This is a genomic window from Achromobacter sp. E1 (assembly GCF_037039475.1).
Classification (GTDB): domain Bacteria; phylum Pseudomonadota; class Gammaproteobacteria; order Burkholderiales; family Burkholderiaceae_B; genus Achromobacter; species Achromobacter mucicolens.
Map to the genome: position 1 here is coordinate 715,626 of NZ_CP146253.1, position 26,258 is coordinate 741,883.

The window sequence follows — 26,258 nt, forward strand, 5'->3', positions numbered from 1 at the left end:
TAAAGGTGGCAGCAGATACGTATAATCGACCGTAATTGTATTGAATTCGGTGGGGGTGGCCCATGCTTGACCGCGAAGGCTACCGCCCCAATGTCGGCATCATTCTCGTCAACACTAGAAACGAGGTCTTTTGGGGCAAGCGTATCAGGGAACATGCATGGCAGTTCCCTCAGGGCGGCATCAAGTATGGCGAAAGCCCGGTGCAGGCCATGTATCGCGAACTCCATGAAGAGGTGGGCCTGAAGCCCGAGCATGTCCGTATTTTGGGGCGTACACGCGATTGGTTACGTTATAACGTGCCCGATCACTTTGTCCGGCGTGAGTGGCGCGGCCACTATAAAGGACAAAAACAGATTTGGTTCTTGTTGCGCCTGGTGGGACGTGACAGTGATGTGTGCTTGCGCGCGACGCAGCATCCGGAATTCGACGCCTGGCGCTGGAGCCAGTACTGGGTTCCTCTGGATGCCGTCATCGAGTTCAAGCGAGACGTCTATACCCAGGCGTTGAACGAGTTGTCGGCTATCCTCTTTCGGCGCCATCACGAAACCCGTTACCTGCGCCAGCGTGTGCATGGTCAGCGGGCAGCAGAGAATTTGCCCGAAGGAACGGACGGTCATGCGCATATTGTTGGTTGAAGACGAACGGGACATGGCGTCCTGGCTGATGCGCGCGCTCGCCCAAAGCGGGTTCGTACCCGATCACGCGGCGGATGCGCGCACGGCCGAAGCCTTCATGGCGGGCACGGAATACGATGCCATCGTCATGGACTTGCGCCTGCCCGACAAGCATGGGCTCGTCGTCCTGCGCGAAATGCGCAACCGCGACGACCGCACCCCCGTCCTCCTGCTGACCGCGCAAGGCGCGCTGCAGGATCGCGTCCGCGGCCTGAACCTGGGCGCGGACGACTTCCTGACCAAACCCTTCGCACTGGAAGAACTGGAAGCCCGCCTGACGGCGCTCGTGCGCCGCAGCCGTGGCCGCCAGCACCCGCGCCTGCAGTGCGGCTCGCTGTCCTACGACAGCGAAAGCCGTGCCTTCACGCTGGACGGATCGCTGCTTTTCCTGACCCCGCGTGAGCACGCCGCCCTGGCGGCGCTCCTGACGCGCAGCGGCTACCCGGTGGACAAGTCGCAATTGTTCGGCAAGGTCTTCACCCACGATAGCGAAGCCAATCCGGACGCCATCGAAGTCGTGCTGCATCGCCTGCGCAAGAAGCTGGCCGGCAGCGACGTGCGCATCGTGACCGTGCGCGGGCTGGGCTACATGCTCGAAAGCGTAGCCAGCGAGTCCGCGGAACCCTAAGTGAGCCTGCGGATTCCCGGTTTGCCGCGCGTCGGCATCCGCGCGCTTCTCATCATCCTGCTCCTGCCCGGCGTGGTGGTGCTGCTGGTCATCGACAGTCTGAACGACTACCGCACCCTTTCCGAAATCACCAACGAGGCCTACGACAGCGCCTTGGTCGAGCCGGCTCGGGTGCTTGAAAGCAGCCTGGAATTCACGCCCGACGGCAGCCTGCAGGTGGCCACGCCGCTGTATGCGCAGGTCATGCTCGAATCCCGGGCGGGCCTGCGCAAGTATTTCCGCATCGAGGAAATCGATCCTCCATTGCCCGACGGGTCGCCCGTGCCCCAGACGCAGGGCAAGACGCTGCTCGGCATGCCGGAAATGCCGCGTCCGCCTTCCTGGCCCCGCTCGAATGGCCAACCCATCTTCTACGACGGCGTGTATCGCAACGACCCCGTGCGGGTCGTGTCCGTCGTGCGCGATCTCTATTACCAGGGCCAGCATCGCCAGGTTCTGGTGGTCGTGGCCGAAAGCACTGGCAAGCGCATAGAGGCCGAGAACAGCGCGCGGCGCCAGGAGATCCTGCGCGATTCGCGAATGCTGGCGCTGGTCGTGCTGCTGGTGTGGTGGGGCGTGTCCTGGGCATTGAAGCCGCTGCGGCGGCTGCAGGCCGACATCCGCAGCCGCCGCCCCGACGATCTGACGCCGCTGGACGCCTCGCGCGTGCCCAGTGAAGTCGCTCCACTGGTGGAGGCCGTCAATCACCACATCGCCCGTTACCGGCGGGTGCTGGACGAGCAATCCAGCTTCCTTGCCGACGCCTCGCACCAGTTGCGCACGCCGCTTGCCATCATGCTGACGCAGGCCCAATACACGCTGCGCGAACGCGATCCGGCACGCGTGCGCGAAGGGCTGCGCGCCATCGTCGACCAGTTGGGGCGCACGCGCCGGCTGACCGAGCAGTTGCTGTCGCTGGCGCACGCCAACCAGGCCGGCCAGACCCCGCGCCAGTTGCTCGACATGAACGCCGTGTCGCGCGAAGTCGTGTTGCAGTACCTGCCGCTCGCGCACGAAAAACAGCAGGACCTGGGTTGGGTGCAGGCCGACGCCGAAGACGGCCAGGACACGCCGGTGCCGGTGTCGGGTAACGAAGCCGAGCTGCACGAAGCGCTGTCCAACCTTGTGCACAACGCCATCCATTACGCCCCGGCGGGCGCGCGCATCACGGTATCCGTGTGCCGCGCCGACAACCGCGTCGAGGTTGCCGTGTCCGACAACGGCCCCGGTCTGGATCCGGTCATGCGCACGCGCGCCTTCACGCGGTTCGAGCGCGTGGGCACCGACAAGCCGATGACTTCCTCTGGTTCCGGCTTGGGATTGGGCATTGCGCGCGCCTACGCACGCCGCAACGAGGGCGACATCGAACTGCGCGACGGCGAGCCCAACGACCAGGGCGGCGTTGGCCTTGCGTCGGTGCTGTGGCTGCCGCTGGCGCCCACCGTATCGCAGTATCCGAGACCCGCAGAGGTCCAGCTCAAGGGCGATCAATAGCGCCCGCTTTTTCACTGTCCGCTACTTTCTTGCGCCTGGCGCGCCTGCCGATCAGGGATAACCCCCGGATTCAGGAATGCGACAGCGCATAGAAAGCGGATTAGCAGCTTCCTTCCGTAATCTGCGATCCGGCCTGTCGTCAGGGGCCGGGCGCTGCCCGCTTCGAGCAGCGCATGAAAGGCCGGCGCTGTCCGGCACAAGGAAGGAGGACGGAAGTGAAAAAGACAATCAACAGAAAGGACTATTACGGCGGTGCGCTGATGGTCCTGATCGGTCTGGCCGCGATTTACGGCGGCACGGATTATCACATCGGCTCGCTCAGCCACATGGGTCCGGGATTCTTTCCCGCGGCGCTGGGCGGCCTGCTGGCGCTCACCGGCCTGCTGATCGCGATGTCGGCGCGCTCGGCCGAACCTTCGGCTCCCGCGCCCGCTGAAGGCCATCCCACCGGCATGCCGGACATCCGCGGCAGTGTCTGCATCCTGCTCGGCATCCTGGCCTTCCTGCTGCTGGGCCATTACGGCGGCCTGTTGCCCGCCACATTCGCCATCGTCTTCATCTCCGCGCTGGGCGACCGCACCAACACGATCAAGCAGGCCGTCCTGCTGTCGATCGCCATGTCCGCGATCGCGGTCGTCGTTTTCTGGTGGGCGCTGCAATTGCAGCTTCCGCTGTTCCGTTGGGGTTGAAGCGCCATGATTTCTCAAGCTTTGGTAGACCTTTGGTACGGCTTCGGCGTCGCGTTCCAATGGCACAACCTGATGTGGTCGTTCTTCGGCGTGCTGGTGGGCAACCTCATCGGCGTGCTGCCCGGCATGGGCGCGCTGTCCGCGATCTCGATCCTCTTGCCGCTCACCTACGTCATGCAGCCCGTGCCCGCCATCCTGATGCTGGCCGGCATTTTCTATGGCTCGCAATATGGCGGCGCCATCGGCGCGATCCTGCTCAACCTGCCTTCGCATCCGCCGCACGCGGTTACCTGCCTGGACGGTTATCCACTGACCAAACAGGGCAAGGGCGGGACAGCGCTCGGCATCACGATGATCTGCTCGTTCTTCGCGGCATCGGTCGGCATCATCGTCATGATCTTTGCCTCGCCGCTGCTGGTTGAAATTGCGTTCAAGTTCGGCCCGACCGAGATCTTCTCGATCATGCTGCTGGGTCTCCTGGCAGGCGCCACCATGTCGCGCGGCTCGCCGCTCAAGGGCGTGGCGATGACGCTGTTCGGCCTGATGTGCGGCGTGGTGGGCACCGACGTGAACACGGGCACCATCCGGTTTTCGTTCGGCCTGCTCGACCTGTCCGACGGCCTGGAACTGGTCGCGATCTCGATGGGTCTGTTCGGCGTTGCCGACTTCCTGATGAGCGTGAACCGCATGACCATCATCGGCAGCGGCGCCAAGCTGCGCCTGCGCGACATGCGGCCCAGCAAGCAGGAACTGAAGACCGCCTTCTGGCCCATGGTGCGCGGCACGGCCGTCGGCACGCTGTTCGGCGCCATGCCCGGCACCGGCCCGACGATCACCACGTTCGTCGCTTATGCGCTGGAACGTAAGATCTCCAAGACGCCCGAGAAGTTCGGCACCGGCATGATCGCCGGTGTGGCCTCGCCGGAAGCGTCGTCGCACTCGAAGACGCAGGTCGACTTCATCCCGACGATGAGCCTGGGCATTCCCGGCGACGCGGTGATGGCGCTGATCCTGGGCGCGCTGCTGATCCAGGGCATCCAGCCCGGCCCGCAGCTCATCACCGAGCATCCGGACATCTTCTGGGGCCTGATCGCCAGCTTCTGGGTGGGCAACGTGCTGCTCATGGTGCTGAACGTGCCGCTCATCGGCGTGTGGGTCAAGCTCTTGCAGGTGCCTTACCGCTACCTCTTCCCGTCGGCGCTGTTCTTCATCGCAGTGGGCGTGTACAGCACGCAGAACAGTCTCTTCCAGATCTGGGAAGTGCTGGCGTTCGGCGTGATTGGCGCGGTGCTCATGACGCTGGAATTTTCGGTCGCGCCCATCCTGCTGGGCTTCGTGCTTGGCCCCATGGTCGAAGAGAACTTCCGCCGCGCGCTGCTGCTCTCGCGCGGTGACCTGGCCGTGTTCGTCGAACGTCCGATCAGCGCATGGTTCATCGGCGCGAGCGCGTTGCTGATCACGCTGCAGGTCTGGGCCTTCCTGCGCCGCAACAAGCACAAGAACAAGCCCGAAGTGCCGCAGACGGCCTGATCCCCGGCCCCGGCATCCGGCACACGCGGCCCGGCTTAGGCCGGGCCGTTCTACTTGTGCAGGCCCGGCTCATGCCGGGCCGCTTCACTTGTGCGAGGCCCGGCTTGCACCCGGCCGTTTGATTTGTGCGGCGGCATCCCTCATGCTTGGGGTTTTCATCGCCTGCCCGCTGCCACCATGCACATTCTCTTTGCTTGTCCCCATCACGATCCCGACGCCTGGGTGCCTCGCCTCGAGGCCGCGATGCCCGGCTGCCGTATTTCGGTCTGGAACCCGGACGGTCCGCCTTCTGGCGCCGAAGTCGCGTTGGTCTGGCGTCCGCCCGTCCAGCTCTTCCAGCACGAAACCGGTTTGAAGACGCTCTTCAATCTGGGCGCGGGCGTCGATGCCTTGTTGAAGATGCCCGAGATTCCCGATCACGTGCGCATCGTGCGCCTCGAAGACGCCGGCATGGCGGTGCAGATGGCCGAATACGCGCTGTATGCATTGCTGCGCGTCTCGCGCGATTTCGAAGCCTTCGACCAGGCGCAGGCACGGCAGCATTGGGACACCCGCGAAGGTACCCGGCAAGCCGACTGGCCCGTGGGGGTTCTGGGGCTGGGACAGGTCGGCGCGCGCGTGGCGCAGACGCTGGCCGAGTTCGGCTACCCCGTCGCGGGCTGGTCGCGGTCGCCGCGCCAGATTCCCGGTGTCGAATCCTTCGCAGGCGAAGCCGCCTTGCCCGATTTCCTTGCCCGCACGCGCTTTCTGGTCAATGTGCTGCCGCTCACGCCCGACACGCAGGGCATTCTTAATCGCGAGACCCTGTCGCGGCTGCTGCCCGGCGCGCATCTGGTCAACGTCGGACGCGGCGAGCATCTGGTTGAGGACGATCTGGTGCAGATGCTTGAAGAGGGCGAGATCGCGGGCGCCACGCTCGATGTCTTTCACACCGAACCGCTGCCCAAGGATCACCCGTTCTGGCACGACCCGCGGGTCCACGTCACGCCCCATATCGCGGCGCGCACGCTGCGCGACGAAAGCATCGCGCAGATCGCGGGCAAGGTCGCGCAACTGACGCGCGGCGAAGCCATCACCGGCGTGGTCGAGCGCTCGCGCGGCTACTGAGGCGCGGGAGACGCGGCTTTATCCAGACGCTCGTACATCGAGGGCAGGCGCTGCGACAGGAAATCCAGCAGCGTTCGCACGGCGGGCATCATGCCCCGCCGTGACGGATAGATGCAGTGCACGATGCCCTCGGGCGACTGCCATTGCGGCAGCACCGGCACCAGCTGCCCGCGGCGCAGTTCCTCCTGCGTGGCAATCGACGGCAGCAAGGCAATGCCGCGTCCGCGCACGGCCGCTTCCGTCAGCACGATGAAATCGTTGCATGACAACTGTGGCTTCAGTTCGATGTGCACCTCTTCGCCCTTGTCGTTGCGCAGGGGCCAGCGCACTTCATTTTGCGGATCGCTGAAGCTCAGCGTGACGTGAGACGCCAGATCCTGCGGCGTATCGGGCGCGCCGTGGCGTTGCAGATAGCCGGGGCTGGCCACCAGCGTGCCGCGCGCCGTGCCCAGATGCCGCACGACCAGTTCCGCGTCCGTGTCCAGCTTCGTGCGGACCCGCAGCGCCAGATCCACGCCCTCGCGGATCAGGTCCACGCGCCGGTTGGTGACCAGCAATTGCACCGAGATCGCCGGCCACGCATCCAGGAATTCCGGCAGCAACGGCGCCAGCACGTCCTGCGCGATCGACACCGGGCAACTCACGATGACCGGACCCGTGGGCTCGGCCTGCAACTGCCGCATGGCGTCGTCCGCAGCCCGAGCCGAGGCGGCCATCTCGCGGCAGTAATGCAGATAGCGTTCGCCGGCGGACGTCAGACGCAGCCGGCGGGTGGTGCGCTGCAAGAGGCGCACGCCCAGGCTTTCTTCCAGGTGTGAAATTCGGCGGGAGAGACGGGATTTCGGGATGTCCAGCGCGCGTGCCGCCGCGCTGAAGCCTCCTTGCTCGACGACTTGCGAAAAGTAGTAGAGGTCATTGAGATCTTGCATGATTGTTCTATGTTTGGAACGAACAGTTCATCATACCCGTATTTATGTATTCAATCGGTCCATCTACAGTGACGGCATGCACAACGGATCTGCCAACGCCGCCCAAGCGGCAAGGCCCCGCCCGATCATCCTGACGGGTGCGGCGCTGACAGATCCAGACCCCCGCCCGGGGGAACCCACTGGAGATACTGCAATGAAGACCCTGGTCATCCTTTCCTCGATTCTCGGCGAACGTTCCAACAGCAAGCAATTGGCCGATCACCTGATTGCCCGCGTCAAGGCTGCCAACCCGGCCTCGGCCATCAAGGTCCGCGACATCGGCGCGCAACCCATTCCTTACTTCGATGGCAACACCGCCGGCGCCCTGTTCACGCCCGCCGAGTCCCGCACCGTCGAGCAGCAGCGGCTGGTCGAGCTGAGCGACTCGCTCATCGCTGAACTGATGGACGCCGATCGCATCGTGTTCGCCGTCCCGGTTTACAACTTCAACCTGCCGGCGCAATTCAAGTCCTATCTGGACCACCTGGCGCGCGCCGGGGTCACGTTCCGTTATACGCCGGAAGGCGTGCCCGAGGGGCTCGTCAAGGGTAAGCAGGTGATCGTGCTGACCGCGCGTGGCGGCAAGGCCGAGGGCACGCCCTCGGACACGATGACGCCGTACCTGCGCCAGATGCTCGCCTTCCTGGGCATGACTGACGTGACCTTCATTGCCGCCGAAGGCATGGCGATGGGCGAAGTGGCCGCGCTGGAAGGGCTGGCCCTGGCCAAGCAACGCATCGATGCGCTGCTGCCGGCCGCTGGCCACGCCTCGCTTGCCGCCTGACCGCGCGCACCCGGCATGAAAAAAAGCGAGCCGCGAGGCTCGCCTTTTTCGTAGGCGCGAAAAACCAGATCTTTAGTCGCGCAGCCGCTTGATGAGGCTGGACGTATCCCAGCGGCCGCCGCCCAGCTTCTGGACGTCGCCGTAGAACTGGTCCACCAGCGCGGTCAAGGGCAGGCGCGCGCCGTTGTTGCGCGCTTCTGCCAGCACCAGGCCTAGGTCCTTGCGCATCCAGTCCACCGCAAAGCCGAAGTCGAACTTGTCGTCGACCATGGTCCCGCCGCGGTTCTCCATCTGCCAGCTCTGCGCCGCACCCTTGCTGATCACGTCCAGCACCTGCTTCATGTCCAGGTTTGCCGCCTGGCCGAACGCGATCGCCTCCGACAGGCCCTGCACGATGCCGGCGATGCAGATCTGGTTGACCATCTTGGCAAGTTGGCCGGCGCCCGGGGGGCCCACCAGCGTGACCGCGCGGCCAAAGCACTGGGCCACCGGCTTGACCGCATCGAACACCGCCTGCTCGCCGCCGCACATGACCGTCAGCACGCCGTTGACTGCGCCCGCCTGGCCGCCCGACACGGGGGCGTCGATGAAGTTCAGGCCCAGTTCCTTGGCGTGCGCATGAAGTTCACGCGCCACGTCGGCGGAAGCGGTCGTATGGTCGACGAACACGGCGCCGGGCGCCATGCCCGCAAACGCGCCGTCCGGACCCAGCACGACGCTGCGCAGGTCGTCATCGTTGCCCACGCAGGCAAAGACGATCTGTGCGCCGGCAACGGCTTCGCGCGGCGTGGCGGCGCTGTGGCCGCCAAACTCGGCAACCCAGGCCTGCGCCTTGGCGGGCGTGCGGTTGTAGACGGTGACGTCGTGCCCGGCGCGGGCCAGGTGACCGGCCATGGGCAAGCCCATCACGCCCAATCCGAGGAAAGCGACTTTCTGGGCTACGGCTGCGTCGTAGCTCTTGGTACCGATCGTTGCCATGCAGTGGACTCCGCTGAATAAGGGTAGGTCTGTTTCAGGACACTAACCTTAACGCAATCAAAAGCCGGCGGCGAGTCCATCTCGGCGGCTGTCGCTGGCGCTGACGTAGCCATCGACGGCCGGATCGCCCAGCCGCCAGATGAACTGGCCCGATCCAAAGTCCATGTAGGGATCTTCCATGCCCTGCAGCACATGGCCGCGCTCGCGCAGCCCCTGGGCCACGGCGGGCGAGACCGTCGCCTCCAGGTCCACCTCAAGGCCGCGGTTCCACTTCCAGCGCGGCGCGTCGCACGCGGCCTGCGGCTGCTGGCCGTAGTCCAGCATGCGCACCAGCGCCTGCATCTGGCCCTGCGGCTGCATGTTGCCGCCCATGACGCCAAAGCTCATCACCGGGGCGCCGTCACGCATCAGGAAACCCGGAATGATCGTGTGAAACGGCCGCTTCCCGCCCGCCACCACATTCGCATGATCGGGATCGGTGCTGAAGCCGTACCCGCGGTTCTGCAGGCTGACGCCGGTGCCTGGCGCCACGACGCCAGACCCAAACCCCATGTAGTTCGACTGGATGAAGCTGACCATCATCCCGTTGCGGTCGGCGGCGGTCAGGTAGACCGTGCCGCCTTGCGGCGCGTGGCCGGTGGCGAAGGTTTGCGCCGACTGCGGATCGATCAGGCGCGCGCGTTCGGCTAGGTAGTCCGCGCGCAGCATCTGCTCGGGCGCGACCTGCATGTGGCGCGCATCGGCCACGTGCGCATAGACGTCGGCAAAGGCGAGCTTCATCGCCTCGATCAGCAAGTGCTGCGTCTCGGGATGATCGATCGGGCGCGCGGCCAGATCGAAATTCTGCAGGATGCCCAGCGCGATCAGCGCGGCGATGCCTTGGCCATTGGGCGGAATCTGGTGCAGCGTATGGCCGCGGTACGACTGGCTGATCGGGGTCACCCATTCGGGCGCGAATTCGCGCAGATCCTTTAGCGTCAGGGCTGCTTCGTGCGCCTGCGCGTGCGCCACCAGCTTGTGGGCGGTCTCGCCTTCGTAGAAATCGCGTCCGCTGGTCGCGGCGATGCGCTTGAGCGTGGCTGCCGCGCCTTGCAGCACGAAGTGTTCGCCAATGTGCGGCGCGCGCCCGCGCGGCAGGAAATGATCGGCAAAGCCCGGCTGCGGCTGCAGCACGTCGGCCTGCGCGGCCCACTTCTGGTGCACCATCGGCGTGATTGCGAAACCCCGTTCGGCGTATTCGATGGCGGGCGCCAGGATATCGGCGAAAGACAGGCGGCCCAGCTTCTCATGCAACGCGCCCCAGCCGGCCACGCAACCCGGCACGGTCACGCTGTCCCAGCCGCGCGCGGGGATCGCGCCTTGGTGCTTGCGCCGGAAGTAGTCCACGTTCCAGGCCGCCGGTGCCGGTCCGGATGCGTTCAGGCCATGCAGCTTCGCCCCATCCCAGACGATCGCAAAGCAGTCCGAGCCCAGCCCGTTGCTGACCGGCTCGGTCAATGCCAGCGTAGAGGCCGCGGCGATGGCCGCGTCCACCGCATTGCCGCCTTGCGCCAGGATCCGCAACCCTGCCTGAGCGGCCAAGGGGTGGGACGTGGCGACGACATTGCGGGCGAAGACAGGCGTGCGGGTGGTCGTGTAGGGATTCTTCCAGTCGAAATTCATGTCCGAATCATCGCGTGGGGTAAACCCGTAGCTTAACGTAGATGAATCCGTCTCTGTACGATTGGTTGCGTGGCGTAATTATTTGTATTCTTTAGCGCGGCGAGCGCCCAAAGAAAAACCCCCGGGACAGGCCCGGGGGTTTTGAAGGCTGGGGCGCCGCATCAAGGGCGGCGCGCTGGGCCTTAGTCTTCTTCGACGAAGGTCTCTTCGCGCTTCTTGCGGATGGCCGGCAGGGCCACCAGGATCACCAGGAACACGGCTACGGCCAGCAGGGTAGCGGACAGGGGACGCGTCACGAAGGTGGAGAAGTCGCCGCGCGACAGCAGCAGGGCACGGCGGAAGTTCTCTTCCATCATGGGGCCCAGCACCAGGCCCAGCAGCAGCGGGGCGCCTTCGCACTTCAGCTTCGACCACACATACCCGATGATGCCGAAGATGGCTGTGGTGAAGATGTCGAACGGGTTGTAGTTAAGCGAGTACACACCGATCGTGCAGAACACCAGAATCGCCGGGAACAGGATGCGGTAGGGCACCTTCAGCAGCTTGACCCACAGGCCGATCAGCGGCAGGTTCAGCACCACCAGCATCAGGTTGCCGATCCACATCGAGGCGATCAGGCCCCAGAACAGCTCCGGGTGGCTCGACATGACTTGCGGGCCGGGCTGGATGTTGTGGATGGTCATGGCGCCCACCATCAGCGCCATCACGGCGTTGCCGGGGATACCAAGCGTCAGCAGCGGGATGAACGAAGTCTGGGCTGCGGCGTTGTTCGCCGATTCCGGGCCCGCCAGGCCGGCCGGGTGGCCCTTGCCGAAGCGTTCCGGATTCTTCGAGATCTTCTTTTCCAGCGTGTACGACGCGAACGACGACAGCACCGCGCCACCGCCCGGCAGGATGCCCAGGGCCGAACCCAGCGCCGTGCCGCGCAGCACGGCCGGGGCGGCTTCCTTGAATTCCTGCTTGTTCGGATACAGCGTGCCGATCTTGTCGGTGATGTCGACGCGGTTTTCCTTCTGCTCGAGGTTGGTCATGATTTCGGCAAAGCCGAACACACCCATGGCCACGATGGCGAAGTCGATGCCGTCCTGCAGTTCCGGCACGCCGAAGTCGAAGCGGGCAACGCCCGAGTTGACGTCGGTGCCGACCATGCCGAGCAGCAGGCCCAGGATGATCATCGCGATGGCCTTGGGCAGCGAACCCGAAGCCAGCACCACGGCGCCGACCAGGCCCAGGCACATCAGCGAGAAGTACTCGGCGGGGCCGAACTTGAACGCGACTTCAGCCAGCGGGGGCGCAAAGGCAGCCAGCAGCAGCGTGGCAACGCAACCGGCAAAGAACGAGCCCAGTGCGGCGATTGCCAGCGCAGCGCCCGCCCGGCCGTTGCGGGCCATCTGGTGACCGTCCAGCACGGTAACCACCGCAGACGTTTCCCCTGGCAGCGCCACAAGAATGGCCGTCGTGGATCCGCCGTATTGGGCGCCGTAGTAAATACCCGCCAGCATGATCAGGCCGGCCACCGGAGGCAGCACATACGTGATCGGCAGCAGCATGGCGATGGTCGGGACGGGGCCGATGCCCGGAAGCACGCCGATCAGCGTACCCAGGATGCAGCCCAGCAGTGCGTACATCAGGTTCTCGGGCGTGAACGCCACCGAGAAACCCATCATGAGGTTGTCAAACAATTCCATGGCCGATTGCTCCTCAGTTCATGCCCAGAAACGACGGCCACAGCGGGAAAATCAGCCCCAGCCCCTTGATGAATGCCAGGTAGGTGAACAGCACCAGGAAGATGCCGTTGGCAACGGCGACCTTCAGGTTGAATTCATGGCTGGCAAGGCTGCTGACGACCACCAGCACGAACACCGAGATGTAGACGCCCAGAAATTTGAGGATCACGCCATACAGAATGACCGAGCCCACCACCAGGAAGACGATGCGCCAGTCGAACTTGTCGACATGCGTTTCATGGGCTTTCTTGGACAGCGAGCCAAGCAGCACGATGGCGCCGAGCAGTGCAAGAACAATGCCCAGCCAGAAAGGAAAGTATCCGGGTCCCATTCGGGCAGCAGTACCCATTTGGTAGCTGCTGGCCTGCCAGGCGAATCCCAGCCCAAGGGCGATGAACATCACCCCCGACCAGAAGTCCTGTCGATTGCGTAGCTGCATGATTGGTTGGCTCCTGTTTACAGCATGTAGATAAAAGAGGTTTGTAGCCGGATGGGACACCCGCCGAAAGGCGAGTGACAGGCACAAAAAAGGCACTTCGGGGTGCCATTAATTATTCTGAAAGCGACGACGTGGTTTCTTGAAAGGCCGAATGGTAATGGACGCCTGCCACGCTGCAAACCCTGTAAGGTCGGTGAAAGCCTGGGGTTTTCCCTAGAATTGGGGAACTCCCGATCCCCGTTTGTAACGCGGTCGAAAGTTTGAGGGCTTTTTGAAAGCTAAGTGAAAGTTTATAGAAAGAATCGCGAAAGCCGGATCGGCCGGATGCGGCAATTTCGGGGGATGGGACTTTTCATGGCAGGCAAGAGCCGGTAACCTTCGCGCGCCAAACCCAACCGTATTTCCTACTGAATATTGCCGGGTTTCTCACCTTGCGTGAAGAGGCCCGGTCCATCCCAGGATGGTTTACGATAGCGCCCATGCTGCAAGATCTAGACCAACTCGCCGCCCGAATCGGGCAACTGGTGCAACGCACCCGCCAACTCCACGCCGAGCGTGACGCGTTGCGTCTACGCGTGAACGAATTCGAAGCCGAGCAGCGCGTGCTCAAGCAGCGCGCCGCTGACCGCGAAGCCGAAGTCGTCACGCTGCAAAGCAAGCTTCAAGATAACGACGGTGCCGTCTCGGCCATGCTCGAAGAAGCCAAGCGGGCGGAAGCCGCGCTGCGCGAACAACTCGCGCGCGAGACCGCCGAGCGCCACGCGCTCGAGTCGCGGTTCGCCGCACGCGAAAGCGAACTGCAGGGTAGCCTGCAATCGCGCGACACAGAACTACAGCGCTTGCGCGTGGCCGCCGCTTCGGCCCGCGAGCGCATCGACGCCGTCCTGGCCCGGTTGCCGGGTGCGCCGTCCGGAGAGCAACACTAATGGAACGTGTAGACGTATCGATCCTCGGTCGCGAGTACTCGCTTGCTTGCTCCGCCGAAGAAAAGCCCACCCTGCTGGCCGCAGTGCGCCACGTCGATCAGCTCATGCTGCGCATCCAGGGAACGGGCAAGGTTTCCAGCAATGAACGCATCGCCGTGATGGCCGCATTGCAGGTCGCCGGCGAGTTGCTTGCAATGAAAGCGCCCGATGGTCCGCTGGGCGGTTTGGCGGTCGGCGACTTCAAGCGTAGAATCGAGGACATGAACGCAGTACTCGATGACGCCTTGTCGGGTCAGGAAAAACTGCTCTAACGTTCATAAGCAGCATTCAAGATTTTTCAGTTTGTCCCTGCCGTGTTCGTGACTAGGCCATACATTCTCTGAACCTATGTCTTTTTGGCATATTGGTTGCGGGAGTGCAGAGCTGGAGTGATTGTCTCTTGCAGACGAACCCGATGCTCTTCGGAACGCGACCACCTTGAACCTCAGGGTTCGAGATGCCGGCCTTGACGGCACAGGCGGGGCATCTATCCCAGCGGGCCTGCCATTAGCGCAGGTCCGCGTCGGGTGCCTCTCGGCAAATCCCCTTCGTCCTCCCTCCTAGGACCAGTCCATGTTCAAACACCCCGTTTTTTCGCTCACCAAGCTTGGTGCGGCGTGCGCAGCCGTGGCCGCCATCGCTGTGGCTCAACCCGTTTTCGCGCAGACGCAGGCGCCTGCCGCAACGGCCGCCGCCGAGCCCGCCGCAAACCGCTCGCCCGAACTGACCTTGCAAGCCATGGCGTCTTCCGAGGTCAAGCAGGACACGGTCCGCATTGCACTGTCCGCCGAAGTCGAAGCGCCGGACCAGCCGGCCGCCGGCCAGAAGCTGACCGCCGCGCTCGAAGACGCCGTCAAGCGTGCGCGCGACACGAAGGACGTGGAAGTGCGCACCAGCAGCTTCAACGTCTGGCCCAACATGAACAACAAGGGAAAGATCGCCTCGTGGCGCGGCCAGGGCGAAATCGTGCTGGAGTCCAAGGATTTCGCGGCTGCCGCCGCGCTGGCTTCCAAGCTGTCCGACAAGACCGCCATTTCCAACATCAGCTTCTCGCTGTCGCCGGCCGCCCGTGAAGCCGAAGAGCGCAAGCTGCTGAAAGAAGCCGCGCAGGCCTTCAAGGATCGCGCACTGGCCGCGGCCAATGCCTTCGGTTTTTCCGGCTACCGCTTGTCCAAGATCGAGCTTGGCGGTTCCGGCGGCCCCGTGCCGGTTCAACGCATGGTCGGCGCGGCAATGGCCAAGGGCGGTTCGTTCAGCAGCGCCGACGTCAGCGTTCCCCTTGAAGCAGGGAACGTGACGGTCAGCGTCGCGGTCAACGGGACGATCGTTTTGCAGTAAGACTGAACATGATGGCGCCCAGGGCGACCATCGGCAGGGACAGCCACTGTCCCATGCTCAATCCACCCGCGAGCAGACCCAGAAAGTTGTCCGGCTCGCGCGTGAATTCCACCAGGAAGCGGAACGTTCCATAGCCCATCAGGAACAATCCGCTGACCTGTCCCAGCGGCCGCGGCTTGCTCGAAAACCACCACAGCAGCGCAAACAGCACGATGCCTTCCAGGCCCAGCTCATAGAGCTGCGACGGATGGCGCGGCAATCCGTCGCCGCTGTCGGGGAACACCATGGCCCACGGCACGTCGGTGGGACGGCCCCACAGTTCGCCATTGATGAAATTGCCCAGCCGGCCAAAGCCCAGTCCCAGCGGGATCAGCGGCGCAATGAAATCGCTGATCGCAAAGAACGGCAGGCCCTTCTTGCGCGCGAACAGCAGCATCACCAGGATCACGCCGATCAGGCCGCCGTGGAAAGACATGCCGCCTTGCCACAGATACAGCACTTCAAGTGGATGCGACAGGTAATAGCCGGGCTTGTAGAACAGCACGTATCCCAGCCTGCCCCCCAGCACCACGCCCAGCACGCTATAGAAGATCAGGTCTTCCAGGTCCCGCACGTTCAGGGACGTGGTGTGCCCGCTCTTGATGCGGTGGCGGCCCAGCAAATACACAAGCGCGAAGCCCGCCAGGTACATCAGCCCATACCAATGAATGGCTAGCGGCCCGATCTGCAGGGCGATGGGGTCGATTTTTGGATATTCCAGCATGTTCTGCCCGACACAATAAAGTTGAATGATAATAACCGGCGAGCACTGAAGATTCGCATGCCAAGCGAGCCAGCTTCCCCGGGTGCGTTCGCCATGTCCGCGCCCCGACGGCCGACAGGAGACACTGACCATGCCGCACAACGAACGTTCCCGCCACATCACCCAAGGCGTCGCGCGCGCGCCCAATCGCGCCATGTACTACGCGCTGGGCTACAAAGAGGCCGATTTCGAAAACCCCATGATCGGCGTGGCCAACGGCCATTCGACGATCACGCCGTGTAATAGCGGCTTGCAGCGGTTGGCCGACGCGGCCATCGACGCGATCCGCGCCTCGCGCGCCAATCCCCAGGTGTTCGGCACGCCCACCATCTCCGATGGCATGTCCATGGGCACCGAAGGCATGAAGTACTCGCTGGTGTCGCGCGAGGTCATCGCCGACTGCATCGAAACCGCTGCGCAGGGCCAATGGATGGACGGCGTCGTCGTCATCGGCGGATGCGACAAGAACATGCCTGGCGGCATGATCGCCCTGGCGCGCACCAACGTGCCCGGCATCTATGTCTACGGCGGAACCATCAAGCCAGGCCGCTACAAGGGCAACGACCTCACCATTGTGTCCGTGTTCGAGGCCGTCGGCGAATACACCATGGGCCGCATGCCCGAAGAGGACTTCAAGCAGATCGAGAAATGCGCGATTCCCGGCTCGGGCTCTTGCGGCGGCATGTACACCGCCAATACGATGAGCTCGGCATTCGAAGCCATGGGCATGAGTCTGCCGTACTCCAGCACGATGGCCAACGAAGACGAGGAAAAAGTCACTTCGGCCGCCGAGTCCGCGCGTGTGCTCGTCGAGGCGGTCAAGCGCAACCTGCGCCCGCGCGACATCATCACCCGCGAATCCATCGAGAACGCCGTGTCCGTCATCATGGCCACGGGCGGCTCCACCAATGCGGTGCTGCATTTCCTGGCCATCGCGCACGCGGCCGAAGTGCCGTGGACCATCGACGACTTTGAACGCATCCGCCGGCGCGTGCCCGTGCTGTGCGACCTGAAGCCGTCCGGCAAGTACGTGGCCACTGACCTGCATCGCGCCGGCGGCATTCCGCAAGTCATGAAGCTCCTGCTCAATGCGGGGCTGCTGCATGGCGAATGCATCACCATCACCGGCAAGACCATCGCGGAAACGCTCGCGGATGTGCCTGACGCGCCCCGCGCGGACCAGGATGTCATCATGCCCATCGACCGCGCGCTCTATCCGCAGGGCCACCTCGCCATTCTGAAGGGAAATCTCTCGCCCGAAGGGTGCGTCGCCAAGATCACCGGCCTGAAGAACCCCGTCATCACGGGCCCCGCGCGCGTGTTCGACTCGGAAGACGATGCCATGACGGCCATCATGGCCCAGCAGATCCGCGACGGCGACGTCGTCGTGATCCGCTACGAAGGCCCGAAGGGCGGCCCGGGCATGCGCGAAATGCTCGCGCCCACCTCGGCCCTCGTGGGACAAGGGCTGGGCGAAACCGTCGGGCTCATCACCGACGGACGTTTTTCCGGCGGTACCTGGGGCATGGTCGTGGGACACGTCGCGCCGGAAGCGTATGTGGGCGGTCCCATCGCGCTGATCCAGGAAGGCGATTCGGTTACCATCGATGCCCACAAGCTGCTGCTGCAGCTCAACATCAGCGACGAAGAAATGGCGGCTCGTCGTCAGGCCTGGGTCCAGCCCAAGCCGCGTTATACACGCGGTGTGCTTGCCAAGTTCGGCAAGCTCGCCAGCACCGCCAGCCGTGGGGCAGTAACCGATGCTTTTGAAGATTAGTCTGTTGTTGGCCGCGGCCGGCGTCCTGAACGCTGGCGCGGCGCATGCGCAAACCACTGGCCTGGACCTGGCCAAGAGCAAGGCCTGCATGGCCTGTCATCAGGTGGAAGCCAAGCGGGTCGGGCCGCCCTTGATGAGCGTGGCGCAGCGATACGCGGGGCAGGGCGATGCCATGGTCGATTACCTGGCCGGCAAGATCCGTAGCGGTGGTCGCGGCGCCTGGGGCGCGGTGCCCATGCCCGCTCAGACTCAGGTATCGCCCGAAGACGCCCGCGCCTTGTCCGAATGGATCTTGTCGCTGGCGCCGGCAAAGCAGTAGTCTTATTTTCATGCCCCGGTATCGAGCCGGGGGCGCGGGCCGCACGCAGCGGCCGCCTAATGCAAAGGAATCGTCATGGCAGAACAACCATCACCGGGCAATGAAGTCGCCGTTCTTGGCGGCGGTTGCTTCTGGTGCGTCGAAGCAGTGTTTGCCGACCTGCGCGGAGTCAAAAGCGTGTTGCCGGGCTACAGCGGCGGACACGTCGACAGTCCCACCTACGAGCAGGTCTGCGGCAAGGACACCGGCCACATCGAAGTCGCCCGCATCGAGTTCGATCCCGCCGAACTCTCGTACAGCGATCTGCTGCGCGTCTTTTTCGCCACCCACGATCCCACCACCCCGGGGCGCCAGGGCAACGACATCGGCCCGCAGTACGAATCGGCCATCTTCTGGCAAAACGAATCGCAGCGCGAGCAGGCCGAGGCCATCATCGCCGAGGTCGAGGCGCAAAAAGTCTACGATGCGCCCATCGTCACCAAGCTGCTGGCGCCGGCGCATTTCTGGCAGGCCGAGGACTATCACAGCAATTATTTCGCCCTGCATCCTGAGCAAGGCTATTGCCAGTTCGTGATCGCACCCAAGGTCGCCAAGTTCCGCAAGCAATTCCAGGATCGCCTGAAGCGCTGAGCGGCCGCAATCACTTCGCCTGACCGAAGGCCCTGTACGGCGGGCACGCGTTGCGCCGACCGCTGCGGGGCCTTTTTTCATGCGGGGTCTTTCCCTGCGCGGTGCTTTTCTTGATGCGGCGCGTGTCAGCTCGACGCGCGTTCAAAGAAAAACCCCGCCACTCAGCGGGGTTTGAACAGGCTATGTCGACGCACGCCAGGCGCCTGTCTTCAAGCGTTATTCCACGGTCTTCAAAACACCGCGGCGCATCTGGTCCAGCTCGATCGATTCGAACAGGGCCTTGAAGTTGCCCTCGCCAAAGCCGTCATTGCCCTTGCGCTGAATGATCTCGAAAAAGATCGGGCCGATCTGGTTTTCGGTAAAGATCTGCAGCAGCAGTCCGCCACCCGGCGCGCCGTCCAGCAAGATGCGATTCTTCTGCAGGCGCGCCACGTCCTCACCGTGGTTCGGCAGGCGCCGATCCAGCAGTTCGTAGTAGGTCTCCGGCGTGTCCAGGAACACGACGCCGGTCTTGCGCAGCGCTTCCACCGTGGCATAAATGTCATCGGTCGCCATGGCGATATGCTGAATGCCCTCGCCGCGGTACAGATCCAGGTACTCCTGAATCTGGCCCTTCTCGTCGGTGCCTTCCTCGTTGATGGGGATGCGGATATTGCCGCAAGGCGAGGTCATCGCCTTGGACTTCACCCCCGTCACCTTGCCCTCGATGTCGAAGTACCGGACTTCCCGGAAGTTGAACAGGCGCTCGTAGAACTCCGACCACTCGGCCATGCGGCCCTTGTGCACGTTGTGCGTCAGGTGGTCCACCAACGTCAGACCCGCGCCGCGCCAATTGACGTCGGTCTGCGCGTTGGCCGGATCCAGCGGAATGAAGTCCACGTCATAGATGCTGATGTCGCCAATGCCGCCGTGGCCTTCCTTGCCGGCCCAGCGGTCCACCAGATAGATCAGCGAATCGCCGATGCCCTTGATCGCGGGGATGTTCAGTTCCATCGGGCCGCTATGGGAGTCGAAACCCCAGGCACCAAGTTCCAGCGCGCGCTTGTAGGCGGCATTCGCGTCCTGCACGCGAAAGCCAATTGCACAGATCGAAGGGCCATGCAGACGGGCAAAGCGCTGGGCAAAGGAATCGGGCTCGGCGTTGATCAGGAAATTCACGCCGCCTTGACGGTACAGCGTCACGTCCTTGTGGCGATGCTTGGCAATGGCCTTGAATCCCAGCAGTTCGAACACCTTGCGCAGCGCGGCGGGGTCCGGCGCGGCATATTCAATGAACTCGAACCCGGCGGTGCCCATCGGGTTGTCCCAGGGTTGGAAAGCGCTGCTCATAAGTCTGCTCCCTTGCATGTTTTAAGTGGACGACTTGTTCTTCAAGTCTAGACGCAGATTGTAGGTAGGAAGGGTGGGCAGACAATTGCAAACATGGCGCAAAAGTACGTGGTTTCGGCAATAATATTGCCCACTAGTGTGATCGAAGGGTTGAAAATGTCTGCAATTGAGCTAGATAGGACAGATCTAAGGATTCTTGCCGAGCTGCAGCGAGACGGGCGCCTCAGCAATCAGGAACTGGCGGACCGCGTCTCCCTGTCTCCCAGCCCCTGCTTGCGCCGGGTGCGGCGCCTGGAAGAACAAGGCTTCATCAAGAAATACGTGGCGCTCATCGATGCGGCCAAGGTCGGGCTGGGGCTGCTCGCTTATGTGAACATCCGCCTGAACAAGCACAGCGGCTCCAGTCACGCGCCCATGAGCGACTTCGCGCGCGACGTCCAGCTGTGGCCGGAGGTCGTCGAGTGCTACGCCATGTCGGGCGACATGGACTACCTGATGCGCATCCAGGTCGCCGACCTGGCGCATTTCTCCCGTTTCGCCATGGACACGCTCATGCGGCACCCTGCAGTCGTGGACATGCGCTCGTTCTTCGCCCTGCAGCAGATCAAGGAAACGACGGAGCTTCGTATATAGATAGCGCGGCGCGGCCCTGGCCGTTGAAGCGGCGGGATGTCGCATGCCAGTCGGGCGGCACCTCTCGCTCCGGTCTTGCCCAGCCTGGACGGGCTATGGGGTGTGATCGCACCGGCGCGCACCCGCGTATATATAGAGGGGGCCTGGAGTCACCTCCCTATATATAGAGGAGCGAAGGAGTGCGGCCCCGCAGGCTGATCGCGGTGCGTCCCCTAAAAGAATCATAGTTCTGCAAAATGGGTGTCATGCTGGCCACACACGCAGAATTTCTGTGCTATAGTCTCGCTCCTTCGCTGCTCACGCATTTTCGACAGCGAAGCCAAGCAAGTGCAACAGGCCAGCCCCAGGGCAGGTCTGCCGCAAAAGCAGCTGAAACGGCGCCAAGCGGTTATTGCAAAGATCGACGCAAATCAGGCAGAAGCCAGTTGCAAGATCTGCAAAAATTGTGTTATAGTCTTGGGCTTGGCTGGTGATGACGAATTAGGGTTTACCCCGAAACTCAATTTCAGCCACCTGTGCGGTAACCAGCCTTCGGATTTCCGAAGCTGCTTGCAAAGCAAGCGGGGTTGCAAGATGGGATGCAAATCAGGCAGAAGCCGGTTGCACAATCTGCAAAAGCTGTGTTATAGTAGAGGGCTTGGCGGTTGCCGAAAAATTAGGGTTTACCCTGACGTTTCGATAGTCGCTAAGTGCTGAGAAATCAGCGCCGCGATTTGAAGTTTTAGCAGTGCCGCTCTTTAACAACTAAACAACCGATAAGTGTGGGCGCTTGATGCGGGTGCAGCGATTAGGTTTCGGCCTTATCGCAAGCACAAGAAATCAAGTGCTCACTAGAAGTGAAGTACCTTAGACGTCAAGTTTAAGAACATACCTCACTTCCTTTGAGTAGCGACGTATGACCTGGTTTGGATTTATTCAGACCAAGAATACGAAACAAATACAGAGATTAAACTGAAGAGTTTGATCCTGGCTCAGATTGAACGCTAGCGGGATGCCTTACACATGCAAGTCGAACGGCAGCACGGACTTCGGTCTGGTGGCGAGTGGCGAACGGGTGAGTAATGTATCGGAACGTGCCTAGTAGCGGGGGATAACTACGCGAAAGCGTAGCTAATACCGCATACGCCCTACGGGGGAAAGCAGGGGATCGCAAGACCTTGCACTATTAGAGCGGCCGATATCGGATTAGCTAGTTGGTGGGGTAACGGCTCACCAAGGCGACGATCCGTAGCTGGTTTGAGAGGACGACCAGCCACACTGGGACTGAGACACGGCCCAGACTCCTACGGGAGGCAGCAGTGGGGAATTTTGGACAATGGGGGAAACCCTGATCCAGCCATCCCGCGTGTGCGATGAAGGCCTTCGGGTTGTAAAGCACTTTTGGCAGGAAAGAAACGTTCCGGGTTAATACCCCGGGAAACTGACGGTACCTGCAGAATAAGCACCGGCTAACTACGTGCCAGCAGCCGCGGTAATACGTAGGGTGCAAGCGTTAATCGGAATTACTGGGCGTAAAGCGTGCGCAGGCGGTTCGGAAAGAAAGATGTGAAATCCCAGAGCTTAACTTTGGAACTGCATTTTTAACTACCGAGCTAGAGTGTGTCAGAGGGAGGTGGAATTCCGCGTGTAGCAGTGAAATGCGTAGATATGCGGAGGAACACCGATGGCGAAGGCAGCCTCCTGGGATAACACTGACGCTCATGCACGAAAGCGTGGGGAGCAAACAGGATTAGATACCCTGGTAGTCCACGCCCTAAACGATGTCAACTAGCTGTTGGGGCCTTCGGGCCTTGGTAGCGCAGCTAACGCGTGAAGTTGACCGCCTGGGGAGTACGGTCGCAAGATTAAAACTCAAAGGAATTGACGGGGACCCGCACAAGCGGTGGATGATGTGGATTAATTCGATGCAACGCGAAAAACCTTACCTACCCTTGACATGTCTGGAATGCCGAAGAGATTTGGCAGTGCTCGCAAGAGAACCGGAACACAGGTGCTGCATGGCTGTCGTCAGCTCGTGTCGTGAGATGTTGGGTTAAGTCCCGCAACGAGCGCAACCCTTGTCATTAGTTGCTACGAAAGGGCACTCTAATGAGACTGCCGGTGACAAACCGGAGGAAGGTGGGGATGACGTCAAGTCCTCATGGCCCTTATGGGTAGGGCTTCACACGTCATACAATGGTCGGGACAGAGGGTCGCCAACCCGCGAGGGGGAGCCAATCCCAGAAACCCGATCGTAGTCCGGATCGCAGTCTGCAACTCGACTGCGTGAAGTCGGAATCGCTAGTAATCGCGGATCAGCATGTCGCGGTGAATACGTTCCCGGGTCTTGTACACACCGCCCGTCACACCATGGGAGTGGGTTTTACCAGAAGTAGTTAGCCTAACCGTAAGGAGGGCGATTACCACGGTAGGATTCATGACTGGGGTGAAGTCGTAACAAGGTAGCCGTATCGGAAGGTGCGGCTGGATCACCTCCTTTCAGAGCTTACGTGCTCGTGTTAAGCGTCCACTCTTATCGGTTGTTTGTTGTAGCTGGCGTCAAGGTTTGGCGCAGCGTAGAAACTAACTGATAGCGCTGCTTGCAGCGCTATCAGTTGGGTTTTACCCAACAGCTACATTTGTTCTTTAACAATCTGGAAGAAGCACAACGAAAATGTGTTCATCGAGTAATCAGCGTTGCTGATGAAGATGGGCACGGGTTGTGATTGCATTATTTTTTGTTCCAAGTTCTCAAGACTGGGGTGATAAGCCTCAGACTGCTTTGAAACTTATGAACGGCACAAACGCTAATACTCAGGTCCTATAGCCTACAGCGTTATAGGATCAAGCGACTAAGTGCATATGGTGGATGCCTTGGCGATCACAGGCGATGAAGGACGTAGTAGCCTGCGAAAAGCTGCGGGGAGCTGGCAAACAAGCTTTGATCCGCAGATATCCGAATGGGGAAACCCACTGCAGCAATGCAGTATCCCTAGCTGAATACATAGGCTAGTGGAAGCGAACCGGGTGAACTGAAACATCTCAGTAGCTCGAGGAAAAGAAATCAACCGAGATTCCGAAAGTAGTGGCGAGCGAAATCGGATGAGCCTTTACGTTTTAGCGCGCAGGATAGTCGAACGGAATGGAAAGTCCGGCCGTAGCAGGTGATAGCCCTGTAGACGAAATTCTGTGTGTGGAACTAAGCGTAAGACAAGTAGGGCGGGACACGTGAAATCCTGTTTGAAGATGGGGGGACCATCCTCCAAGGCTAAATACTCGTGATCGACCGATAGTGAACCAGTACCGTGAGGGAAAGGCGAAAAGAACCCCGGAAGGGGAGTGAAATAGATCCTGAAACCGTATGCATACAAACAGTAGGAGCCTCCTTGTGGGGTGACTGCGTACCTTTTGTATAATGGGTCAGCGACTTACATTCAGTGGCAAGGTTAACCGAATAGGGAAGCCGTAGCGAAAGCGAGTCCGAATAGGGCGATTCAGTCGCTGGGTGTAGACCCGAAACCAGATGATCTATCCATGGCCAGGTTGAAGGCACGGTAACACGTGCTGGAGGACCGAACCCACTAATGTTGAAAAATTAGGGGATGAGCTGTGGATAGGGGTGAAAGGCTAAACAAATCTGGAAATAGCTGGTTCTCTCCGAAAACTATTTAGGTAGTGCCTCAAGTATTACTGCGGGGGGTAGAGCACTGTTATAGCTAGGGGGTCATGGCGACTTACCAAACTATGGCAAACTCCGAATACCCGCAAGTACAGCTTGGGAGACAGAGCACCGGGTGCTAACGTCCGGACTCAAGAGGGAAACAACCCAGACCGCCAGCTAAGGTCCCGAATTATCGCTAAGTGGGAAACGAAGTGGGAAGGCATAGACAGTCAGGAGGTTGGCTTAGAAGCAGCCATCCTTTAAAGAAAGCGTAATAGCTCACTGATCGAGTCGTCCTGCGCGGAAGATGTAACGGGGCTAAGCGATAAACCGAAGCTGCGGGTGTGCACTTTTAGTGCACGCGGTAGGAGAGCGTTCTGTAAGCCTGCGAAGGTGGCTTGTAAAGGCTGCTGGAGGTATCAGAAGTGCGAATGCTGACATGAGTAGCGATAAAGGGGGTGAAAAGCCCCCTCGCCGTAAGTCCAAGGTTTCCTGCGCAACGTTCATCGGCGCAGGGTGAGTCGGCCCCTAAGGCGAGGCAGAGATGCGTAGCTGATGGGAAGCTGGTTAATATTCCAGCACCGTCGTACAGTGCGATGGGGGGACGGATCGCGGAAAATCATCAGGGTGTTGGATGTCCCTGTTGCTGCATCGAAGATGGCGCTTAGGCAAATCCGGGCGCGTAAATCAAGGGTGTGGCACGAGCGAGCATTGCTTGCGAAGTGATCGGAAGTGGTTCCAAGAAAAGCCTCTAAGCTTCAGCTGTACGAGACCGTACCGCAAACCGACACAGGTGGACGGGATGAATATTCCAAGGCGCTTGAGAGAACTCAGGAGAAGGAACTCGGCAAATTGATACCGTAACTTCGGGAGAAGGTATACCCCGGTAGTGTGAAGCGCCTGCGCGCTTAGCATGATGGGGTCGCAGAGAATCGGTGGCTGCGACTGTTTATTAAAAACACAGCACTCTGCAAAGACGAAAGTCGACGTATAGGGTGTGACGCCTGCCCGGTGCCGGAAGGTTAAGTGATGGGGTGCAAGCTCTTGATCGAAGCCCCGGTAAACGGCGGCCGTAACTATAACGGTCCTAAGGTAGCGAAATTCCTTGTCGGGTAAGTTCCGACCTGCACGAATGGCGTAACGATGGCCACACTGTCTCCTCCTGAGACTCAGCGAAGTTGAAGTGTTTGTGATGATGCAATCTACCCGCGGCTAGACGGAAAGACCCCATGAACCTTTACTGTAGCTTTGCATTGGACTGTGAACCGGCCTGTGTAGGATAGGTGGGAGGCTTTGAAGCGTGGTCGCTAGATCACGTGGAGCCATCCTTGAAATACCACCCTGGTTTGTTTGCGGTTCTAACCTTGGTCCGTTATCCGGATCGGGGACAGTGCATGGTGGGCAGTTTGACTGGGGCGGTCTCCTCCCAAAGTGTAACGGAGGAGTTCGAAGGTACGCTAGGTACGGTCGGAAATCGTGCTGATAGTGCAATGGCATAAGCGTGCTTGACTGTGAGACTGACAAGTCGAACAGGTGCGAAAGCAGGACATAGTGATCCGGTGGTTCTGAATGGAAGGGCCATCGCTCAACGGATAAAAGGTACTCTGGGGATAACAGGCTGATACCGCCCAAGAGTTCATATCGACGGCGGTGTTTGGCACCTCGATGTCGGCTCATCTCATCCTGGGGCTGTAGCCGGTCCCAAGGGTATGGCTGTTCGCCATTTAAAGAGGTACGTGAGCTGGGTTTAAAACGTCGTGAGACAGTTTGGTCCCTATCTGCCGTGGGCGTTGGATACTTGACGGAGCCTGCTCCTAGTACGAGAGGACCGGAGTGGACGTACCTCTGGTGTACCGGTTGTCATGCCAATGGCATTGCCGGGTAGCTAAGTACGGAAGAGATAACCGCTGAAGGCATCTAAGCGGGAAACTCGTCTGAAGATTAGGTATCCCGGGGACTTGATCCCCCTGAAGGGTCGTTCGAGACCAGGACGTTGATAGGTCGGGTGTGGAAGCGCAGTAATGCGTTAAGCTAACCGATACTAATTGCCCGTGAGGCTTGATCCTATAACACTGATGGTTATTGACCTGGTGATATAGCGTTCCA

General features: G+C 61.3%; 21 protein-coding genes, 2 rRNA genes and 1 other RNA gene. 17 read left to right on the forward strand and 7 right to left on the reverse strand.

The window, feature by feature from the left end:
- Positions 1-62 precede the first annotated feature (62 nt).
- The 6 genes from V6V88_RS03245 to V6V88_RS03270 all read left to right on the forward strand — a co-directional run bounded on the left by V6V88_RS03245 (position 63) and on the right by V6V88_RS03270 (position 6,161).
- Positions 63-635 (forward strand): RNA pyrophosphohydrolase, encoded by a 573-nt coding sequence (locus tag V6V88_RS03245; protein ID WP_056327909.1) that lies wholly within the window; start codon positions 63-65, stop codon positions 633-635.
- Positions 616-1,302, forward strand: coding sequence for a response regulator (locus tag V6V88_RS03250; protein WP_056327910.1), 687 nt, complete (start codon positions 616-618; stop codon positions 1,300-1,302). Before V6V88_RS03245 ends, V6V88_RS03250 begins: the two co-directional genes overlap by 20 nt.
- Positions 1,303-2,835: a sensor histidine kinase gene (locus V6V88_RS03255; RefSeq protein WP_223574268.1), complete on the forward strand. Its 1,533-nt coding sequence runs from the start codon at positions 1,303-1,305 to the stop codon at positions 2,833-2,835. It begins immediately after the preceding gene.
- Positions 2,836-3,095: 260 nt separating this feature from the next.
- Complete coding sequence (locus V6V88_RS03260; protein WP_056327938.1) at positions 3,096-3,524, forward strand: tripartite tricarboxylate transporter TctB family protein; 429 nt, start codon at positions 3,096-3,098, stop codon at positions 3,522-3,524.
- A 6-nt stretch (positions 3,525-3,530) separates the two neighbouring features.
- Positions 3,531-5,054 (forward strand): tripartite tricarboxylate transporter permease, encoded by a 1,524-nt coding sequence (locus V6V88_RS03265; RefSeq protein WP_062840958.1) that lies wholly within the window; start codon positions 3,531-3,533, stop codon positions 5,052-5,054.
- A gap of 177 nt (positions 5,055-5,231) precedes the next feature.
- Positions 5,232-6,161 (forward strand): glyoxylate/hydroxypyruvate reductase A, encoded by a 930-nt coding sequence (locus V6V88_RS03270; RefSeq protein ID WP_223574272.1) that lies wholly within the window; start codon positions 5,232-5,234, stop codon positions 6,159-6,161.
- On the opposite strand, the gene V6V88_RS03275 is transcribed toward V6V88_RS03270, so the two are convergent.
- Entirely contained in the window at positions 6,155-7,090 is a 936-nt protein-coding gene (locus tag V6V88_RS03275; protein ID WP_056327913.1) for a LysR family transcriptional regulator, read from the reverse strand. The two genes, V6V88_RS03270 and V6V88_RS03275, sit on opposite strands and share 7 nt — an antisense overlap.
- Positions 7,091-7,283: 193 nt before the next feature.
- On the opposite strand from V6V88_RS03275, the gene V6V88_RS03280 reads away from it, so the two are divergent.
- Positions 7,284-7,913 carry an NAD(P)H-dependent oxidoreductase gene (locus V6V88_RS03280; RefSeq protein WP_056327914.1) on the forward strand — a complete coding sequence of 210 codons (630 nt, stop codon included), beginning with the start codon at positions 7,284-7,286 and terminating at the stop codon, positions 7,911-7,913.
- A 72-nt stretch (positions 7,914-7,985) separates the two neighbouring features.
- Here V6V88_RS03280 and V6V88_RS03285 read toward each other — a convergent pair whose 3' ends face one another.
- From V6V88_RS03285 to V6V88_RS03300, 4 genes are all read right to left on the reverse strand, one after another.
- A complete protein-coding gene (locus tag V6V88_RS03285) occupies positions 7,986-8,891 on the reverse strand; it encodes an NAD(P)-dependent oxidoreductase (RefSeq protein ID WP_338617789.1) in 906 nt (301 codons plus the stop codon).
- 57 nt (positions 8,892-8,948) lie between these two features.
- Positions 8,949-10,553 (reverse strand): gamma-glutamyltransferase family protein, encoded by a 1,605-nt coding sequence (locus tag V6V88_RS03290; RefSeq protein ID WP_338617792.1) that lies wholly within the window; start codon positions 10,551-10,553, stop codon positions 8,949-8,951.
- A 182-nt stretch (positions 10,554-10,735) separates the two neighbouring features.
- Positions 10,736-12,241 (reverse strand): tripartite tricarboxylate transporter permease, encoded by a 1,506-nt coding sequence (locus V6V88_RS03295; protein WP_062840953.1) that lies wholly within the window; start codon positions 12,239-12,241, stop codon positions 10,736-10,738.
- 13 nt (positions 12,242-12,254) lie between these two features.
- The gene (locus V6V88_RS03300; RefSeq protein ID WP_062840952.1) at positions 12,255-12,719 is read right to left on the reverse strand and encodes a tripartite tricarboxylate transporter TctB family protein; all 465 of its coding nucleotides are present in this window, start codon (positions 12,717-12,719) and stop codon (positions 12,255-12,257) included.
- Between the two features lie 479 nt (positions 12,720-13,198).
- On the opposite strand from V6V88_RS03300, the gene V6V88_RS03305 reads away from it, so the two are divergent.
- The 4 genes from V6V88_RS03305 (at position 13,199) to V6V88_RS03320 (ending at position 15,022) form a co-directional block, all read left to right on the forward strand.
- Positions 13,199-13,645, forward strand: coding sequence for a hypothetical protein (locus tag V6V88_RS03305; RefSeq protein ID WP_056327919.1), 447 nt, complete (start codon positions 13,199-13,201; stop codon positions 13,643-13,645).
- The gene (locus tag V6V88_RS03310; protein WP_056327920.1) at positions 13,645-13,956 is read left to right on the forward strand and encodes a cell division protein ZapA; all 312 of its coding nucleotides are present in this window, start codon (positions 13,645-13,647) and stop codon (positions 13,954-13,956) included. The genes V6V88_RS03305 and V6V88_RS03310 overlap by 1 nt, the downstream gene beginning before the upstream one ends.
- A gap of 31 nt (positions 13,957-13,987) precedes the next feature.
- Positions 13,988-14,173: non-coding RNA, 6S RNA (gene ssrS / locus V6V88_RS03315), on the forward strand.
- An 84-nt stretch (positions 14,174-14,257) separates the two neighbouring features.
- Positions 14,258-15,022, forward strand: coding sequence for an SIMPL domain-containing protein (locus V6V88_RS03320; RefSeq protein ID WP_062840951.1), 765 nt, complete (start codon positions 14,258-14,260; stop codon positions 15,020-15,022).
- Here the strand turns inward: V6V88_RS03320 and lgt are convergent.
- On the reverse strand, positions 14,997-15,785 hold the full coding sequence (lgt, locus tag V6V88_RS03325) for a prolipoprotein diacylglyceryl transferase (RefSeq protein ID WP_056327922.1): 789 nt from the start codon (positions 15,783-15,785) through the stop codon (positions 14,997-14,999). The genes V6V88_RS03320 and lgt overlap by 26 nt on opposite strands.
- 130 nt (positions 15,786-15,915) lie before the next feature.
- Here lgt and ilvD point away from each other — a divergent pair, with 130 nt between their 5' ends.
- From ilvD to msrA, 3 genes are all read left to right on the forward strand, one after another.
- Entirely contained in the window at positions 15,916-17,601 is a 1,686-nt protein-coding gene (ilvD, locus tag V6V88_RS03330; protein ID WP_062840950.1) for a dihydroxy-acid dehydratase, read from the forward strand.
- Complete coding sequence (locus V6V88_RS03335) at positions 17,585-17,920, forward strand: c-type cytochrome (protein ID WP_180100317.1); 336 nt, start codon at positions 17,585-17,587, stop codon at positions 17,918-17,920. The genes ilvD and V6V88_RS03335 overlap by 17 nt, the downstream gene beginning before the upstream one ends.
- Positions 17,921-17,995: 75 nt before the next feature.
- Positions 17,996-18,550: a peptide-methionine (S)-S-oxide reductase MsrA gene (gene msrA / locus V6V88_RS03340; RefSeq protein WP_338617799.1), complete on the forward strand. Its 555-nt coding sequence runs from the start codon at positions 17,996-17,998 to the stop codon at positions 18,548-18,550.
- Between the two features lie 216 nt (positions 18,551-18,766).
- On the opposite strand, the gene hppD is transcribed toward msrA, so the two are convergent.
- Positions 18,767-19,879 (reverse strand): 4-hydroxyphenylpyruvate dioxygenase, encoded by a 1,113-nt coding sequence (hppD, locus tag V6V88_RS03345; RefSeq protein WP_062840947.1) that lies wholly within the window; start codon positions 19,877-19,879, stop codon positions 18,767-18,769.
- A 156-nt stretch (positions 19,880-20,035) separates the two neighbouring features.
- Between hppD and V6V88_RS03350 the strand changes: the two genes are divergently transcribed.
- From V6V88_RS03350 to V6V88_RS03360, 3 genes are all read left to right on the forward strand, one after another.
- Positions 20,036-20,512 (forward strand): Lrp/AsnC family transcriptional regulator, encoded by a 477-nt coding sequence (locus V6V88_RS03350; protein ID WP_056327939.1) that lies wholly within the window; start codon positions 20,036-20,038, stop codon positions 20,510-20,512.
- A gap of 948 nt (positions 20,513-21,460) precedes the next feature.
- A 16S ribosomal RNA gene (locus V6V88_RS03355) occupies positions 21,461-22,991 on the forward strand.
- 342 nt (positions 22,992-23,333) lie between these two features.
- Positions 23,334-26,218 (forward strand): 23S ribosomal RNA (locus V6V88_RS03360).
- Together the 16S and 23S rRNA genes form the textbook arrangement of a ribosomal RNA operon.
- Positions 26,219-26,258: the final 40 nt, after the last annotated feature.

Excerpts from the sequence above, each read along its gene's own strand:
- hppD (WP_062840947.1), bottom strand. The coding sequence starts at position 19,879 with ATGAGCAGCGCTTTCCAACCCTGGGACAACCCGATGGGCACCGCCGGG.
- V6V88_RS03305 (WP_056327919.1), top strand. The coding sequence starts at position 13,199 with ATGCTGCAAGATCTAGACCAACTCGCCGCCCGAATCGGGCAACTGGTG.
- V6V88_RS03285 (WP_338617789.1), bottom strand. The coding sequence starts at position 8,891 with ATGGCAACGATCGGTACCAAGAGCTACGACGCAGCCGTAGCCCAGAAA.
- lgt (WP_056327922.1), bottom strand. The coding sequence starts at position 15,785 with ATGCTGGAATATCCAAAAATCGACCCCATCGCCCTGCAGATCGGGCCG.
- V6V88_RS03350 (WP_056327939.1), top strand. The coding sequence starts at position 20,036 with ATGTCTGCAATTGAGCTAGATAGGACAGATCTAAGGATTCTTGCCGAG.
- ilvD (WP_062840950.1), top strand. The coding sequence starts at position 15,916 with ATGCCGCACAACGAACGTTCCCGCCACATCACCCAAGGCGTCGCGCGC.
- V6V88_RS03260 (WP_056327938.1), top strand. The coding sequence starts at position 3,096 with ATGGTCCTGATCGGTCTGGCCGCGATTTACGGCGGCACGGATTATCAC.
- V6V88_RS03310 (WP_056327920.1), top strand. The coding sequence starts at position 13,645 with ATGGAACGTGTAGACGTATCGATCCTCGGTCGCGAGTACTCGCTTGCT.
- V6V88_RS03300 (WP_062840952.1), bottom strand. The coding sequence starts at position 12,719 with ATGCAGCTACGCAATCGACAGGACTTCTGGTCGGGGGTGATGTTCATC.
- V6V88_RS03320 (WP_062840951.1), top strand. The coding sequence starts at position 14,258 with ATGTTCAAACACCCCGTTTTTTCGCTCACCAAGCTTGGTGCGGCGTGC.
- msrA (WP_338617799.1), top strand. The coding sequence starts at position 17,996 with ATGGCAGAACAACCATCACCGGGCAATGAAGTCGCCGTTCTTGGCGGC.
- V6V88_RS03270 (WP_223574272.1), top strand. The coding sequence starts at position 5,232 with ATGCACATTCTCTTTGCTTGTCCCCATCACGATCCCGACGCCTGGGTG.
- V6V88_RS03335 (WP_180100317.1), top strand. The coding sequence starts at position 17,585 with ATGCTTTTGAAGATTAGTCTGTTGTTGGCCGCGGCCGGCGTCCTGAAC.
- V6V88_RS03250 (WP_056327910.1), top strand. The coding sequence starts at position 616 with ATGCGCATATTGTTGGTTGAAGACGAACGGGACATGGCGTCCTGGCTG.
- V6V88_RS03280 (WP_056327914.1), top strand. The coding sequence starts at position 7,284 with ATGAAGACCCTGGTCATCCTTTCCTCGATTCTCGGCGAACGTTCCAAC.
- V6V88_RS03295 (WP_062840953.1), bottom strand. The coding sequence starts at position 12,241 with ATGGAATTGTTTGACAACCTCATGATGGGTTTCTCGGTGGCGTTCACG.
- V6V88_RS03265 (WP_062840958.1), top strand. The coding sequence starts at position 3,531 with ATGATTTCTCAAGCTTTGGTAGACCTTTGGTACGGCTTCGGCGTCGCG.
- V6V88_RS03275 (WP_056327913.1), bottom strand. The coding sequence starts at position 7,090 with ATGCAAGATCTCAATGACCTCTACTACTTTTCGCAAGTCGTCGAGCAA.
- V6V88_RS03245 (WP_056327909.1), top strand. The coding sequence starts at position 63 with ATGCTTGACCGCGAAGGCTACCGCCCCAATGTCGGCATCATTCTCGTC.
- V6V88_RS03290 (WP_338617792.1), bottom strand. The coding sequence starts at position 10,553 with ATGAATTTCGACTGGAAGAATCCCTACACGACCACCCGCACGCCTGTC.